The sequence below is a fragment of the Microbacterium sp. NPDC056003 genome (assembly GCF_042274785.1).
Lineage (GTDB): Bacteria > Actinomycetota > Actinomycetes > Actinomycetales > Microbacteriaceae > Microbacterium.
Genome location: NZ_JBHJXQ010000001.1, coordinates 212,774 through 228,320 on the forward strand (window position 1 = coordinate 212,774; position 15,547 = coordinate 228,320).

Genomic DNA, 15,547 nt, shown 5'->3' on the forward strand with positions numbered 1-15,547 from the left:
GCTGGAGACCATGCCGTCACCCGTCGTCCTTCCGCGTCTGTCCTGGGGTGCACCCGATGCCGCGCGCCGCGCCCTGCTCGTCCACGGCCTCGGGTCGAACGGTCCGCTGATGTGGCGGTACGGCGTCGCGCTCGCCGATGCGGGCTGGCGCGCCGACGCCGTCGACCTGCGCGGCCACGGCACTGCGCCGCGCGCGCTCGACTACACGATCGCCGCCTACGCCGCCGATCTCGCGGCCACGCGTCCGGTCGGCGGCGCGGCGTGGGACGTGGTCGTCGGTCACTCGCTCGGCGCGGCCGCCTCGACCGTGGCGGTCGCCGCCGATCCCGCGTGGACGCGCCGGCTCGTGCTCATCGACCCCGCGATCTCCCTGACCGACCGCGACCGCGAGATCGTGCGCACGAGCCAGGAGGAGTCCTTCGCCGACCCCTCACCGCGCGCGGTGCGCGAGGCGCACCCGCACTGGCACGAGCACGACGTCGAGCTCAAGGCCCTGTCCGCGCAGCAGGCGAGCCGCTGGGCGGTCGAGCAGACGAGCGTGCAGAACGCGGAATGGGATGTGACGGATGCCGCGACCGCCCTCGCCGTGCCGACCCACGTGATCGCGTCCGACCCCGCTGTGTACAGCATCTTCCGCGGCAAGCCTGCCGAGTCGGTGGTCGAGGCCAACCCGCGCATCACCATGTCGGTCGTCGCCGGCGCCGGTCACTCGCCGCATCGCGACGAGCCCGAGGCCACGATCGCACAGTTCCTCGAGGCACTCGAAGGACTCGACACCTGAGCGCCACCACCGCCGCCCCCGCGGCACACCGGGCTCACTGCACGACGTACTCGCTCCCCTGGCCGACGTCGACCACGACGCCCACCCAGCCCGGGATCGCCGTCGACAGCGCGGTCCGCAGATCGCCGATGTCGGGCACCTGACCGTCGTCGGTGGTCACGTCGACCGTGGCATCCGCGCCGCTCCAGGTGACGTCGTAGACGCGGGCGCCGGGCTCGTCCGCGAGCCACGTTGTGGTGACGGTCTGGATCGTCGCGGTCCAGCGCGCGAGTGCGACCGCGACGATCGAGTTCGCCGCCAGTGGCACGGTCACCACGAGGGCCAGCACCGTCACGACGACGTACGCGCGACGGCGGTTCGCGGTGGGCGACGATCCGGGGTCGCGTGCGTACCCTCCCATCGTGAAGACGATCGTGCCGGCGATCACGAGCGCGAGGACGTTCGAGAGGAACAGCACGAGCGCCCCGAGCGCGTCGCCCCACAGTCCCTGCCCCGCGCACACGCCGACCACGCCCAGCGGCGGGACGAGCGAGATCGCGATCGCGACGCCCGGCAGCACGGCGCTGAGGTCCTTTCGGCACATCGCGAATCCGCCGGCGAACCCGGTGGCGAGCGCGGCGACCAGGTCCATGAGACTGGGCGATGTGCGCCCCTCCACCTGCGAATTCGCGGCCAGGCTCTCGGGCGTCGCGACGAAGAGCGCGAAGACGAGACCGAGGGCCACCACGATCACGAGCCCGACGAGCACCCACAGGATCGACCGGATCACGAGGCTGAGGTGTCCTGTGACGATGCCGAGCCCGATGCCGAGGATCGGGGTGCCGAGCGGTGCGATGATCATGGCGCCGATCACGGTCGCGGTCGAGTCTGTCAGCACGCCCGCGATCGCGATCAGGCCCGCGAGGGTGAGCATGATGAGGAAGCCGCTGCGTTTGGCGAGGGTGTCGCCATGGCCGAGGTCGAGGGCGTCGGTGAGCTCCTCGACGGACTGCCGCTGAGCGGTCGGGATGAGGGTCTGGGTTAGCCGCGACATGTCGACTCCTCACTGTCTGCGATCATCGTGGCACGCCGCGCCCGCGAGCGGAGAGAGGCGGGAGAATGGCCGGGTGACCGACTTCGACCCGACCGCGTACCTCCCCGACGATCTGCTCGAGCGCATCCGTCAGCGGGCCCCGCGGCACGACCGCGAGAACACGTTCCCCGAGGCAGACCTCGACGAGCTGCGGGATGCCGGCTACCTCGCGATCCTCGTGCCCGCCGAGCTCGGCGGCGGGGGTCTCGGGCTGGCCGAGGCATCCGCTCTCCAGCAGCGACTCGCGGGCGCCGCACCGGCCACCGCCCTCGCGATCAACATGCACCTCGTGTGGACCGGGGTCGCCAAGGTGCTGTCCGATCGCGGCGTCGACGCGCTGCGGTTCGTGCAGGAGGGCGCCGTGGCCGGCGAGGTGTTCGCGTTCGGCATCAGCGAGGCGGGGAACGACCTCGTGCTGTTCGGGAGCGGGACGGATGCCGCGCCGCAGGCCGACGGCGGCTACGCGTTCACCGGCACGAAGATCTTCACGTCACTCGCCCCCGTGTGGACGCAGCTCGGTCTGCACGGACTCGACACGACGTCTCCCGACGGTCCGAAGATGGTCTACGCGTTCGTCTCGCGGTCGGAGGAGCCCGCCGGTCGGATCGTGACCCGCGACGACTGGGACACCCTCGGCATGCGAGGCACGCAGTCGCGCACCACCGAGCTGCACGGCGCGGTCGCACCTCCCGAGCGCGTCGCGCGGCGCATCGATCCGGGCCCGAACCCCGATCCGCTGGTCTTCGGCATCTTCAGCGTCTTCGAGCTGCTGCTCGCCTCGGTGTACACCGGGATCGCCCGGCGCGCGCTCGATCTGGCGGTCGCGGCGGCGGCGAAGCGCACGTCGAAGCGCACCGGAAGGCCGTACAGCCAGGACCCCGACACCCGCTGGCGGATCGCCGACATGGCGCTCGCCTACGATGCCCTGCCGCCGCAGCTCGACGCGCTCGCGCGCGACGTCGACGGGCTCACCGACCACGGCCCCCGCTGGTTCTCCCTGCTCGCGGGAATGAAGCACCGCGCGGTCACGGCTGCGAAGGCCATCGTCGACGACGCCGTCCTGGTCGCGGGAGGCTCGTCGTACTTCGCCTCGAACGAGCTCGGCAGGCTGTACCGCGACGTGCTCGCGGGCCTCTTCCATCCGAGCGATCCGGAGTCGGCGCACTCGACCGTCGCAACGGCCTGGCTCGGCCCCGTCGAGGACTGACCCGACTCAGCCGCGGCGCGCTGTCTCGCTCGGACTGCGGCCGTAGCGCTCTCGATAGAACGCCGCGAATCGCGACGGGTGCGCGAATCCCCACGAGCGGGCGACTTCCGCGACCGTCTCGGGGCCTCCGGCACGCAGCTGTTCGTGCGCCCCGGCGAGGCGGAGGCCGCGCAGGTACTCCGTCGGCGTCGTGTCGAGCGCGCGGCGGAAGGCGGCCTGGAGTCCGCGTGTCGACATGCCGGCGGCGGCCGCCACGTCGTCGATCGTGATCGGGTCGGCCATGCGGGATTCCATGAACGAGATCGCGCGGCGCACCGCCCGCGGTGCCGGTCCCGGCTGAGCAGACCGCTCCAGCGCCTCGGCGAACGTCGTGGAGAAGACGCTGAGCGTCGCATGGAGCGCATGTCGGCTCAACTCTGCCTCCAGAAGCGGCTCGGAGTCGTTCGACCGAGACACGGCGACGAGCGCCGAGAGCACGTACGACTGGGTCCTCTCCCACTGGGCACCGAGTGCTGCGCTGCGCGGCGCGGGGTCGAGCACGTCGAGCACGAGGCCGTCGTCGCCCGACGTGAGCCGGGCGGTGTGCTGGGCGCTCTCGAGGTCGAAGATGAGCGCGCGCACGGTGGCGGTGCCGTCCCACGCGGCCTCGGCTGCCGCACCCGACGACACCCACGGCAGACGAGTGTCGAACTGGCGCCGAGGCACACCCACCCAGCCGTCGTCGGTCGCGACACGGCAGGCCATGAGCTGGCCGTGGGGCTCGATCGACGAGCGCACGCTGCCCGACAGCTGATACGCGACCGCCGACAGTCCCTCGACGGCGGCGGACTGCCACGCGAGCTCCGCGCTGACGTCGGGACCCGGCTCGCGCAGCCGGGCCGAAGGCACGAACTCGCGCCAGGTCTGCTCGACCACGTCGAAGCCGCTGGCGCGCAGGCTCAGCACTTCGACCACGAATCCACCTCCCCCTGCGCCCGACATCGTCGTCGCGCCCCACTGACGTAGTAGATAGTAAGCGAGGCCGCGACGATCGGAGCGCTCAGCGTCAAGGCCCGGGACCGCACCGACCCCGCGTGCGAGGATGAGCGCATGTCCCCGACGCCGACGGCCCTCCTCAGTCCGGCGGACCAGGAGCGCCGGCGCGGCTTGCGGCTCATGAAGGGCGTCGCCCTCGGGGCCCTCCTGTTCATGGCCGTGCTCTTCGCGTTCGCGTTCGCGTTCCAGCAGCAGATCCCGGCTCTCGCCTACCTCCGCGCGTTCGCGGAAGGCGGCATGGTGGGCGCACTGGCGGACTGGTTCGCGGTGACGGCCCTGTTCCGGCATCCGCTCGGCATCCCCATCCCGCACACCGCGATCATCCCCAACCGCAAGGACGAGATCGGCCGGAACCTGGGCGAGTTCGTCGAGACGGAGTTCCTGCGCGGCGACGTCGTGCGCACGAAGCTCGAGGCGACCGCGATCGCGGCGCGCCTCGGCGAGTGGCTGGCCGAGCCCGCACATGCCGAGCGGGTGTCGGCCGAGGCATCCGCTCTCGCGTCCGGCGTTCTGCAGGCGCTGAGTGACGACGACGTCCAGAGCGTGATCGAGGATCTCGCACGCGAGCACCTCATCGCGCCGGAGTGGGGGCCGCCGCTCGGCGCCTGGCTCGGGCGCATCGTCGAGTCGGGCGCCCACCATGGCGCCGTCGACCTCGCGTTCGACACCGTCGCGGCCTGGCTCGACGCCAACAAGCCGGCCTTCACGGGACTCGTGTCGCGTCGCCTGCCGTCCTGGCTGCCCGGTGTCGCCCACCGGCTCGTCGACGACACCGTGTACAGCGAGGCGGTCAAGCTCGTCGCGGCGATCCGGCTCGACGCACAGCATCCCGCCCGCCGCGCGATCGACGGCTATCTCGACCGCCTGGCCGACAACCTCCAGCACGACCCCGGCACGATCGGCCGGCTCGAAGACGCCAAGTCCGGCGTGTTCGACAGCCCGCGCGTGCGCGAGCTCGCGGCCGAGGCCTGGAACACCGCGAAGGCCGGGCTCCTCGCATCGCTGGCCGATCCGCGGAGCGGGCTGCGGATCCGGGCGGCGGCGGCGCTCGCCGAGATCGGGGAGAGATTGACGACGGATGCCGCGCTCCAGCGCCGCGTGGACGTGTGGGTCACCGATGCCGCCGTCTTCCTCGTGGAGCGCTACCGCCACGACATCGCGTCGATCATCACCGACACGGTCGAGCGCTGGGATCCCGCCGAGACGACGGAGAAGATCGAGCTGATGGTGGGCCGGGATCTGCAGTACATCCGTCTCAACGGCACGATCGTCGGCGCCCTCGCCGGCCTCGTGATCTTCACCATCGCCCACGCGCTGCTCGGCTGAGCCGCGTCGGCGCCCTCGCCGGCCTCGTGATCTTCACCATCGCCCACGCGCTGCTCGGCTGAGCCGCGTCGGCGTCTCTGGTGCCCTCCCGTGCCTCGGGCGCTAGCCTGATCCCGTGGCCAGCGCTCCGTCGACCGAGCTCCTCTTCAGCTACGGGACCCTTCAGCATCCGCAGGTGCAGCTCGACACGTTCGGCCGCCTGCTGGACGCCGAGGACGACGTCCTCCCCGGGTACACGGTGGACTACGCCGAGATCGAGGACCACCGCGTCGTCGACCTCTCGAAGCAGACGGTGCACCCGATCGTGCGCGAGACGGGCAGCCCGCTCGACAAGGTCGTCGGCAAGACCCTGCGCGTCACGGCCGACGAGCTCGACGCGGCCGACGAGTACGAGGTCGCGCTGTACCGGCGCGTGTCCGTCGTGCTCGCCAGCGGACGACGCGCCTGGGCGTACGTCTCGGTGTGAGCCGCGCTTCGGAGTACCGTCGACCCTGTGACGCTTTCGCACGATCCGCTGTGGCCGCGTGCCGGCGGCTGGTCTTCTCCCGACGAGGCCGAGGGGTGGGATGCCGCGATCCTCGGCGTGCCCGCCTGGCGCACGTCGCTCTCGCCGACGGGCGCCCACGCGACGCCCGCGGCGGTGCGCGAGGCGCTCCGCCGCTACAGCCCCACGCTGATCGGGCCGCCACCGGTCGACCTCTCCGAGGCGCTGCGCATCGCCGACGCGGGCGACATCGCCTCGCCCGACGGACCGGAGGGCGAGGCATCCGTGCGCACGGCGGTCAGCGAGCTGATCGCCGACGCGGGACTCGTCATCGCACTCGGCGGCGACAACTCCGCGACGTACGCGGTCGCGCAGGGCGCGGGGGCGGCGGGACTCATCACGATCGACGCGCACTACGACCTGCGCGACGGCGTCTCGAACGGCTCGCCGGTGCGCCGCCTCGTCGAGGACGGCCTCGATCCCCGGCACATCGTGCAGCTCGGCATCGCCGACTTCGCCAACTCGGCGGCGTACGCGCAGCGCGCGACCGACCTCGGCATCACCGTCGTCACGCTCGATGAGGTGCGCCGCCGCGGCGCCGCCGACGTCATGGCCGAGGCGCTCGAGATCGCCGGTGGCGGTGGCGGCGGCATCCACCTCGACATCGACGTGGACGTGTGCGACCGATCGGTCGCGCCCGGCTGCCCGGCCTCGGTGCCCGGTGGTCTCGCGGCGTGGGAGCTGCGCGCGCTGGTGCGGGACGCAGCATCCGATCCCCGCCTTCGCAGCGCCGACATCGTGGAAGTGGACGCGACGGCGGACGCCCCGGACGGACGCACCGTGCGCTTGGCCGCGCTCTGCGTGCTCGAGCTCCTCGCCGGAAAGGCGGTCGCAGCATGATCCGGCTCGCACTCGTGCGTCACGCGAAGTCCGACTGGGGCGATGCGTCGCTCGACGACCACGACCGGCCGCTCAACGAGCGCGGCCTGCGCGACGCGCCGCGCATGGCCGAGCGGTTCGCGGCGGGCGGCTGGCGTCCGGCGGTCATCCTGTCGAGCACCGCGCTGCGTGCGCGCACGACCGCGCAGTTCTTCAGCGAGCGCACGAAGGTGGCCGTCGAACAGCAGGAGGAGCTCTACGGGGCGCCGGCGTCGCGGATCCTTCGCGCGGCCGTCGAGTCGCGCGCGTCGTGGGTCATGGTCGTCGCGCACGACCCGGGCATGACCACCCTCGCCGAGCGCCTGTCCGACGGCGGCATCGCGGCCATGCCGACGTGCGCGGTCGCGACATTCACCTGGGCGACCGACGACTGGGACGTCGCGACGTCGTTGGATCCCGACGAGTGGACGATCGACACGCCGCGCTGAGCGCGGCCTCTCACACCGGCGCGACGCCGTCCTTGAACACGCGGTCGATGAGCGGGACTCCGGGCCGGTAGGCCAGGTGCACGCGCGTCGGCGCGTGCAGCAGCACGAGGTCCGCGCGTCGGCCGGGCTCGATCACGCCGACGTCGTCGCGGCGCAGGGCACGCGCGCCGCCGGCGGTCGCCGACCACACCGCCTCGGCCGGCGTCATGCCCATCTCGCGCACGGCCAGCGCGATCATGAGCGGCACCGACGAGGTGAAGCTCGACCCCGGGTTGCAGTCGCTTGCGAGGGCGATGGTGACCCCCGCGTCGATCAGCCTGCGCGCGTCCGGGTAGGGCTGCCGCGTTGAGAACTCGACGCCCGGCAGGAGCGTCGCGACGGTGTCCGACCCGGCGAGCGCGGCGACATCGGCGTCGTCGAGGTAGGTGCAGTGGTCGACGGATGCCGCGCCCGCGGCGACCGCGAGTCGCACGCCGTCGCCCGGTCCGAGCTGATTGCCGTGCACGCGCGGCAGCAGGCCGTGCGCGACGCCGGCGGCGAGGATGCGTCGGCTCTCGTCGGCGGTGAAGGCGCCTCGCTCGCAGAACACGTCGATCCAGCGGCTGTGCGGAGCGCACGCGCGGAGCATCTCCCCCACCACGAGGTCGACGTACTCGTCGCGGCGCTCGGCGTAGTCGGCCGGTACGACATGCGCCCCGAGGAACGTGACCTCGGGCGTGACCTCGGCGGCGAGCCGGGCAAGGCGGGCCTCGTCGTGCACCGAGAGCCCGTAGCCGGTCTTGACCTCGAACGTCGTCGTGCCCTGGCCGTGCAGCTCGGCGACGAAGCCGGCGAGCCGGGCGCGCAGCTCCTCGTCGCTCGCGGCGCGCGTCGCGGCGACCGTGCGCCGTATGCCGCCGGCGGCATAAGGCGTTCCGGTCATGCGCGCCTCGAACTCGTCGGCCCGGTCGCCGCCGAACACGAGGTGCGTGTGACTGTCGACGAACCCCGGGATGACGGCCCGCCCGCCCGCGTCGACGACCTGGACGTCCCCGCCGCCCGCGCTCCCGTCGCTCCCGCTCCCGATGCGCGAGACGTCGAATCCGTCACGAGACGTCGGCTTCGGCGCGTCGTCTCGTCGCAGAAGGTGGGTCTCGGCATCCGCGGCTGCGCCGACCCACGCGATGCGCGAGCCCTCCACCAGCACCGCCGCATCGCGCAGGAGACCCGTGGGGTCGCCGTCGCGCTCGACGTTGGTGGTCAGCTCGCCGATGTTGGTGATGAGCGTCGCGGTCACAGCATCCCTCTCTCCCTGTCGTTCAGTGTCCACAGGTGCAGGGCTGACGATGGCAGCGACCCGGCGTCTGTGGACACTGAACCCGGGCGGTGAACGGTCAGGCGTCGAGCATGGGCACCTGGAGGCCGCGCTCGCGGGCGACCTCCTTGGCGCGGTCGTACCCGGCGTCGACGTGGCGCATGACGCCGGTTCCGGGGTCGTTGGTGAGCACGCGCTCGAGCTTCTCGGCGGCAAGCGCGGTGCCGTCGGCGACGGTGACCTGACCGGCGTGGATGCTGCGCCCGATGCCGACACCGCCGCCGTGGTGGATCGACACCCATGCGGCGCCGCTCGCCGTGTTCAGCAGCGCGTTGAGCAGCGGCCAGTCGGCGATCGCATCGGAGCCGTCGGCCATCGCCTCGGTCTCGCGGTACGGGCTCGCCACCGAGCCCGAGTCGAGGTGGTCTCGGCCGATGACGATCGGGCCGGACAGCTCCCCCGACGCCACCATCTCGTTGAACCTCAGCCCCGCGAGGTGGCGCTCCTGGTAGCCGAGCCAGCAGATGCGGGCGGGTAGCCCCTCGAAGTGCACGGCGTCGCCCGCCTTGTCGAGCCAGCGCACGAGCCCGGCGTTGTCGGGGAACAGCGCCTTGACCGCCTCGTCGGTCTTGCGGATGTCCTCGGGGTCGCCCGAAAGCGCGACCCAGCGGAACGGCCCGCGCCCCTCGGCGAACTGCGGGCGGATGTACGCCGGCACGAATCCGGGGAACTCGAACGCGCGGTCGAATCCGCCCAGCTGCGCCTCGGCGCGGATGGAGTTGCCGTAGTCGAAGACCTCGGCGCCGGCATCCTGGAATCCCACCATCGCCGCCACGTGCTTCGCCATGCTTCCGCGGGCACGTGCCGTGAACCCTTCGGGATCGCGGGATGCCTCGGCCTTCCAGTCCTCGAAGGCGATGCCCACCGGCAGATAGGCGAGCGGGTCGTGGGCGCTCGTCTGGTCGGTGACGATGTCGACGGTGAGCTCGCCGGCACGGTGGCGCAGCAGCACATCGCCGAAGACCTCGGCCGCGTTGCCGACGACGCCCACGCTGAGCGCCTCGTCCGCGGCCTTGGCGGCGACGACGCGCGCGAGGGCGGCGTCGAGATCCGTCGTATACTCGTCGAGGTAGCCGTGCTCGACGCGGCGGGCGAGGCGCGACTCGTCGACGTCGACGATGAGCACCGCTCCCCCGTTGAGGGTGACGGCGAGCGGTTGGGCACCGCCCATGCCGCCGGCGCCGCCGGTGAGGGTGAGCGTGCCGCTGAGGTCGTCCCGGCCGAGCGACCGGGCGACGGCGGCGAACGTCTCGTAGGTGCCCTGCAGGATGCCCTGCGTGCCGATGTAGATCCACGAGCCGGCGGTCATCTGGCCGTACATCGTGAGGCCGAGCTCCTCGAGCTTGCGGAACTCGGGCCACGTCGCCCAGTCGCCGACGAGGTTCGAGTTGGCGATGAGCACTCGGGGCGCCCACTCGTGGGTGCGGAAGACGCCGACCGGCTTGCCGGACTGCACGAGCAGCGTCTCGTCGGGCTCGAGCTCGTCGAGCGTGCGCACGATCGCGTCGAACGCCTCCCAGCTGCGCGCCGCCTTGCCGGTGCCGCCGTAGACGACGAGATCTTCGGGATGCTCGGCCACCTCCGGGTCGAGGTTGTTCATGAGCATGCGCTTGGCGGCTTCGGCGCCCCAGCTCTTCGCGGTGCGCTCGCTGCCCCGCGCGGCGCGCACGGTGCGGGCGGCGGTGTCGGTGGTCGTCATGATCGCTCTCTTTCGGTGATCTGCGGTTGCTCGGAACAGGTGATCTGGCGAGGACAGGAGATTCTGCGTCGACTCGTCCTGTGTGCGTCAGATCACCTGTTCTGGGGAGGTGGGAGGGGTGTGGGTGGGAGGGGTGTGGGTCGAGGGGGCGGAACGGGCGGGGGTGGATGCCGCGGTCCCGAAGGCGGCCGCGGCGACGGCGCCCGAGGCGACGAGCTCGGTCACGGTCTCCATGTCGGGCGACAGGAAGCGGTCGGCGCCGGGACCGCCGACGCCGGCGTCGCGCACCAGGTCGCGCACCGCGCCGGTCGCGGCGCCCGGCTCGAGCGGGGCGCGCAGGTCGAGGGCGCGGGCGCCGGTGAGCACCTCGATCGCGAGCACGCGGCCGAGTCCGTCGATGCCGCGGCGCAGCTTGCGTGCGGCCGCCCAGCCCATCGAGACGTGATCCTCCTGCATGGCGCTCGAGGGGATCGAGTCGACGGATGCCGGAACCGCGAGGCGCTTCAGCTCCGAGACGATGCCCGCCGCGGCGTACTGCGCGATCATGAGGCCCGAGTCGACGCCGACCTCGTGCGCGAGGAACGGCGGCAGCCCGTTGCTGCGCGCCTTGTCGAGCGCGCGGTCGGTGCGGCGCTCCGAGATCGACGCGACGTCGGCGACGGCGATCGCGAGGAAGTCCAGCACGTACGCGACGGGCGCGCCGTGGAAGTTGCCGTTGGACTCGACGCGGCCGTCGTCGGTGATGACGGGGTTGTCGACGGCGGCGGCCAGCTCGCGTGCGGCGATCAGCCGGGCGTGCTCCACGGTGTCGCGGGCGGCGCCGTGCACCTGCGGCGAGCAGCGCAGCGAGTACGCGTCCTGCACGCGCGTGCAGACGGCGGGATCCTTGTGCGACGCGACGATCGGCGATCCGGCGAGCACCGCGCGCAGATTCGCGGCCGAGACCGCCTGACCCGCCTGCGGACGGAGCGCCTGCAGGTCGGCGGCGAACACGGCGTCGGTGCCCAGCTGAGACTCCACCGACATCGCGGCGGCGACGTCGGCCGTGTCGAGCAGCACCGACAGGTCGTGCAGCGCGAGCAGCAGCATCCCGAGCATGCCGTCGGTGCCGTTGATGAGCGCCAGTCCCTCCTTCTCGCGCAGGACGAGAGGGGTGAGGGATGCTGCGCCCAGCGCGTCCGCCGCGTCGACCTCGATGCCGCCGGCGTCGCGCACGCGCCCCTCGCCCATCGCGGCGAGCGCGACATGCGACAGCGGGGCGAGGTCGCCCGAGCAGCCGAGCGAGCCGTACTCGCGGACGATCGGCGTGATGCCGGCGTTGAGCATCCCGGCGTACATCTCGACGACCATCGGGCGCACGCCGGTGTGGCCCGTGGCGAGCGTCTGCAGACGCAGCAGCTGGAGCGCCCGCACGACCTCGCGCTCGACCTCGGGTCCGGTGCCGGCGGCGTGGGAGCGGATGAGGCTCGCCTGCAGCTGCATGCGGCGCTCGGGGGCGATGAACGTCGTCGCGAGAGCGCCGAATCCGGTCGAGATGCCGTAGTGCGGATTGGGGTCGTCGGCCAGGCCCTCGACGAGGGCTCGCGTGGCGGCGACGCGCGCCAGCGCCTCGGGGGCGATCTCGACGAGCGCGTCATGCCGGGCGACGGCGACGACGTCCTCGGGGCGCAGGGGTGCCGCGCCCACGGTGACGACGCCCGAACGGCGGTCGGAGACGGTGGTCATGCCGGTGGTCATGCGTCGATTGCACACCGACCGGGTGGCGCGCGACAGGCCGTGGTGGGATCCTGTGTCTGGCATGCCAGACAACTCCATCCCTCCCCAGGTGCCCGCCGCCGACCAGACGCTGCGCATCCTGTCGTTCCTCGCGCGCCAGCGCGGACCCGTGGCGGCGAGCACGATCGCGACGACCCTCGGCATCCCGCGGTCGAGCACGTACCACCTGCTCGCCGCGCTCGAGGCGCACGGCTTCGTCATCCACCTGCCGACGGAGCGCCGATGGGGGCTCGGCACTGCGGCCTTCGAGCTCGCCGGCGGCTACTCGCGCCAGCAGCCCCTCGCCCGGCTCGGCCGCCCGCTCATCGCAGCGCTGGCCGACCGGGCGGGCGAGAGCGCGCACCTCGCCGTCATGACCGGACGCGATGTGCTCTACATCGTCGAGGAGCGCGCACCCCGTCGCCCGGCTCTCGTCACCGATGTCGGCGTGCGTCTGCCGGCCCACCTCACCGCGACCGGCCGGGCGATGCTCGCGGCGCTCCCCCGCGAGCAGGTGAGAGCTCTGTATCCGGATGCCTCGGCCTTCGCCGACCGCACGGGGCGGGGTCCGTCGCGCCCGAGCGAGCTGCGCGACGTGCTGCGCGAGGTGCGCACGCGCGGCTGGGCGGTCGAGGATGGCGAGGTCACGCTGGGTCTCCGCTCCGTCGGCGTCGCCGTGCGCGACCACGCCGGGTGGCCCGCCGCCGCGATCGCCCTGACGTGGCCGGCCGACGACGCGCGTGACGAGGCCGCGCTCGGGGCGCTCATCTCCGAGGCCGCCGCCGAGCTCGAGCGCCGGATCGGGCGGGCCTAGCGGCCCCGCCGGATCGGCCGGCCCGGCTGCCCGCCAGTCGGGCGGGCCTAGCGGCCCCGCCGGATCGGCCCGCCCGACGGCCGGGGCCCGGCACCGCCGACGCGAAGGCTCAGCCCCAGGGCCGCGGCTCGGCCCCCAAGGTCCGCGGCTCGGCCCCCAACGTCCGCGACTCAGCGCACGACGAGCCGCGGCTCGACGAGCACGTGCGCGGCGCCGGCAGCCGCCGGTCGCGGGTCGACCACACTGCCTGTCGGCCCCATCAGCAGGTCGAGCACGCCGGCCGCGACGCGTTCGGGAAGCTGCTCGACGCTGCTGAGCCCGATCGCCTCGACTGCCGGGGTGTTGTCGAAGCCGACGATGGGCAGGTCGGCACGACCGGCTGCGGCCGCCGCCAGGTGCGCGCCGATCGCGAGCGAGTCGCTCACGCACACGATGCCGTCCACATCGCTGTGATCGGCGAGCAGCTCGGCCACTTCGGCGCGAGCGAGCCCGACGCTCTCCTCGCACGCAAGGCGCCGCCCGGTAGCGCCGGCCGCGGCCATCGCCTCGATCCAGCCGCGTTCGCGGTCATCGCCGGTGCCCGAGCCGCTCGGCCAGCCGAGGAACGCGACGCGAGGTCCGGCGATGCCGAGGACATGCTCCGTCGCGGAGCGTGTGCCGGCCGCTCCGTCGACGTCTACCCACAGGTGGGCCGGAGACGAGACGTCGTCCTCACCCCAGGGCCGCCCGAACGAGACGAACGGGATGCCGTGCTCATCGAGCCAGCGCGTGCGCGGATCGCCGTGGAACGTGCCGGTGATCACGACCGCGTCGATCTCGCCGCCGTCGGTGAGCTCGCCCATACGGGCGATCTCCTCAGCAGGGCTGCGCGCGGCGTAGAGCTGCAGACGCATGCCGCGCTCACTCGCCCGCTCGGCGAGCGCATGCACGAAGCGGTCGAGCACCACCCCCGAGATTCCGCCCGCGTACGGGTCGAGATGGATGCCGATGGTCGAGCTGCGGCGGGTGCGCAGGCGGCGCGCCGCAGCATGCGGGCGATAGCCGAGGTCGGCGATCGCGCGCTCGACGCGCTCCCTCGTCGACGGACGCACGATGCCCGGCGTGTTCAGCACGTTCGACACCGTCTGACGCGAGACCCCCGCAACGGCGGCGACGTCGTCGACGGTCGGCAATTTCGCCATCCGGACCCTCCTCGCCGGTTCTTTCGCGATACGAGACGTCATCCTATGCGCCGGTCGACCCCCTTGACAGGATGGCCGCCGGCTTTCTACCGTATGTCTCGCATCAACAGTTTGATCGTTCAAATTCGCCCTCGCGACGATGGACGATCGGGGTCATCGACGACTCGTCACCGCTCATCGAAGGAGAAGAGACATGACACGGCACACGACGCGCGCGCTGCTCGGCACCGGCGCGCTGCTCATCACAGGGGTGCTCGCGCTCACCGCCTGCGGCTCGGGATTCGACGACGACGGCGGCGGCGGTGACGCCGGCAACGGAGACGCGACCGAGCTCACGTCCTCCGATGACGCGCTGACGATCCTGATCGGGTCGTCCGGCGCCGCTGAGACGGCCGCCGTCGAAGAGGCTGTCGCGGCGTGGTCCGAGGATTCGGGGGTCGAGGCATCCGTCCAGGTCGCCAATGACCTGCCCCAGCAGCTGTCGCAGGGCTTCGCCGCAGGATCGCCGCCGGACCTGTTCTACCTCGCGTCCGAGGCGCTCGCCGGGTACGCCGGAAACGGCTCGGTCATCGCGTACGGCGACATGCTCGAGAACAAGGACGACTTCTACCCGTCGCTCGTGCAGAACTTCACGGTCGACGATCAGTTCTACTGCGCCCCCAAGGACTTCTCGACGCTGCAGCTGATCATCAACACCCGGTTGTGGGAGGAGGCCGGCCTGACCGAGGACGACGTACCGACGACGTGGGACGAGCTCGCCGACGTCGCAGCGACACTCACCACCGACGGCGTGACGGGCCTGGCGTTCGGCGCCGAGTACCAGCGGCTCGGGGCATTCATGGCGCAGGCGGGCGGCCAGCTCGTGAGCGACGACGACACCGAAGCGGTCGCGAACAGCCCCGAGAACGTCGAGGCGCTCACCTACGTCCAGGAGCAGATGGATGCCGGATCGTTCGCGTACGCCACGATCGACCTCGGCTCGGGCTGGGGCGGTGAGGCATTCGGCACGGAGAAGACCGCGATGACGATCGAAGGCAACTGGATCACGGGCGCGATGTCCAACGACTACCCCGACGTCGAGTACCTGGTCGCCGAGCTCCCCGCGGGTCCGGCCGGCAAGGGAACGATGCAGTTCACCAACTGCTGGGGCATGGCCGCCGACAGCCCGAACCAGCAGGCCGCTCTGGAGCTCGTCGAGTACCTGACCAGCGCCGAGCAGCAGCTCGCGTTCTCGGCCGCGTTCGGGCCGATGCCGTCCGTGCAGTCGGCCGCCGACCAGTGGACGGAGGACAACCCCGAACTCGCGGCCTTCCTCGCCGGCGCCGAGTACGCCCAGGGCGTGCCGACGAACGACGGGATCGCGGCGGTCATCACGGACTTCAACGCCTCGCTCGAGAGCCTCAAGACCGGCGACCCGCAGCAGATCCTCGACACTGTTCAGGCCAACACCGAAGCAGTCGTGGGCTGACCCC

Annotated in this window: 14 protein-coding genes; 8 read left to right on the forward strand and 6 right to left on the reverse strand. The window is 72.3% G+C overall.

Annotated elements, in window-relative coordinates:
• Positions 1-10: 10 nt before the first annotated feature.
• Positions 11-781, forward strand: a complete 771-nt coding sequence (locus tag ACFC1W_RS00985; RefSeq protein WP_375987598.1) for an alpha/beta fold hydrolase — start codon at positions 11-13, stop codon at positions 779-781.
• Between the two features lie 34 nt (positions 782-815).
• Here ACFC1W_RS00985 and ACFC1W_RS00990 read toward each other — a convergent pair whose 3' ends face one another.
• Positions 816-1,814: a TIGR00341 family protein gene (locus ACFC1W_RS00990; protein WP_375987600.1), complete on the reverse strand. Its 999-nt coding sequence runs from the start codon at positions 1,812-1,814 to the stop codon at positions 816-818.
• A 73-nt stretch (positions 1,815-1,887) separates the two neighbouring features.
• Here ACFC1W_RS00990 and ACFC1W_RS00995 point away from each other — a divergent pair, with 73 nt between their 5' ends.
• Complete coding sequence (locus tag ACFC1W_RS00995) at positions 1,888-3,060, forward strand: acyl-CoA dehydrogenase family protein (RefSeq protein WP_375987602.1); 1,173 nt, start codon at positions 1,888-1,890, stop codon at positions 3,058-3,060.
• A 6-nt stretch (positions 3,061-3,066) separates the two neighbouring features.
• On the opposite strand, the gene ACFC1W_RS01000 is transcribed toward ACFC1W_RS00995, so the two are convergent.
• Positions 3,067-4,014: a helix-turn-helix transcriptional regulator gene (locus tag ACFC1W_RS01000; RefSeq protein ID WP_375987604.1), complete on the reverse strand. Its 948-nt coding sequence runs from the start codon at positions 4,012-4,014 to the stop codon at positions 3,067-3,069.
• Between the two features lie 135 nt (positions 4,015-4,149).
• Between ACFC1W_RS01000 and ACFC1W_RS01005 the strand changes: the two genes are divergently transcribed.
• From ACFC1W_RS01005 to ACFC1W_RS01020, 4 genes are all read left to right on the forward strand, one after another.
• Positions 4,150-5,421: a DUF445 domain-containing protein gene (locus ACFC1W_RS01005; protein ID WP_375987606.1), complete on the forward strand. Its 1,272-nt coding sequence runs from the start codon at positions 4,150-4,152 to the stop codon at positions 5,419-5,421.
• Between the two features lie 115 nt (positions 5,422-5,536).
• A complete protein-coding gene (locus tag ACFC1W_RS01010; RefSeq protein WP_191767165.1) occupies positions 5,537-5,887 on the forward strand; it encodes a gamma-glutamylcyclotransferase family protein in 351 nt (116 codons plus the stop codon).
• Between the two features lie 27 nt (positions 5,888-5,914).
• The gene (locus ACFC1W_RS01015; protein WP_375987608.1) at positions 5,915-6,805 is read left to right on the forward strand and encodes an arginase family protein; all 891 of its coding nucleotides are present in this window, start codon (positions 5,915-5,917) and stop codon (positions 6,803-6,805) included.
• On the forward strand, positions 6,802-7,272 hold the full coding sequence (locus ACFC1W_RS01020) for a histidine phosphatase family protein (protein ID WP_191767167.1): 471 nt from the start codon (positions 6,802-6,804) through the stop codon (positions 7,270-7,272). The genes ACFC1W_RS01015 and ACFC1W_RS01020 overlap by 4 nt, the downstream gene beginning before the upstream one ends.
• Positions 7,273-7,282: 10 nt before the next feature.
• Here ACFC1W_RS01020 and hutI read toward each other — a convergent pair whose 3' ends face one another.
• From hutI to hutH, 3 genes are all read right to left on the reverse strand, one after another.
• The gene (gene hutI, locus ACFC1W_RS01025; protein ID WP_375987610.1) at positions 7,283-8,548 is read right to left on the reverse strand and encodes an imidazolonepropionase; all 1,266 of its coding nucleotides are present in this window, start codon (positions 8,546-8,548) and stop codon (positions 7,283-7,285) included.
• A 97-nt stretch (positions 8,549-8,645) separates the two neighbouring features.
• Positions 8,646-10,325, reverse strand: a complete 1,680-nt coding sequence (gene hutU, locus ACFC1W_RS01030) for a urocanate hydratase (RefSeq protein WP_375987612.1) — start codon at positions 10,323-10,325, stop codon at positions 8,646-8,648.
• Positions 10,326-10,412: 87 nt separating this feature from the next.
• Positions 10,413-12,062 carry a histidine ammonia-lyase gene (gene hutH, locus ACFC1W_RS01035; RefSeq protein WP_375987614.1) on the reverse strand — a complete coding sequence of 550 codons (1,650 nt, stop codon included), beginning with the start codon at positions 12,060-12,062 and terminating at the stop codon, positions 10,413-10,415.
• A gap of 61 nt (positions 12,063-12,123) precedes the next feature.
• Between hutH and ACFC1W_RS01040 the strand changes: the two genes are divergently transcribed.
• Positions 12,124-12,894 carry an IclR family transcriptional regulator gene (locus ACFC1W_RS01040; protein WP_375987616.1) on the forward strand — a complete coding sequence of 257 codons (771 nt, stop codon included), beginning with the start codon at positions 12,124-12,126 and terminating at the stop codon, positions 12,892-12,894.
• A 170-nt stretch (positions 12,895-13,064) separates the two neighbouring features.
• On the opposite strand, the gene ACFC1W_RS01045 is transcribed toward ACFC1W_RS01040, so the two are convergent.
• Positions 13,065-14,075, reverse strand: coding sequence for a LacI family DNA-binding transcriptional regulator (locus ACFC1W_RS01045; RefSeq protein ID WP_375987618.1), 1,011 nt, complete (start codon positions 14,073-14,075; stop codon positions 13,065-13,067).
• A 193-nt stretch (positions 14,076-14,268) separates the two neighbouring features.
• Here ACFC1W_RS01045 and ACFC1W_RS01050 point away from each other — a divergent pair, with 193 nt between their 5' ends.
• Positions 14,269-15,543: an ABC transporter substrate-binding protein gene (locus tag ACFC1W_RS01050; protein ID WP_375987619.1), complete on the forward strand. Its 1,275-nt coding sequence runs from the start codon at positions 14,269-14,271 to the stop codon at positions 15,541-15,543.
• Positions 15,544-15,547 lie beyond the last annotated feature (4 nt).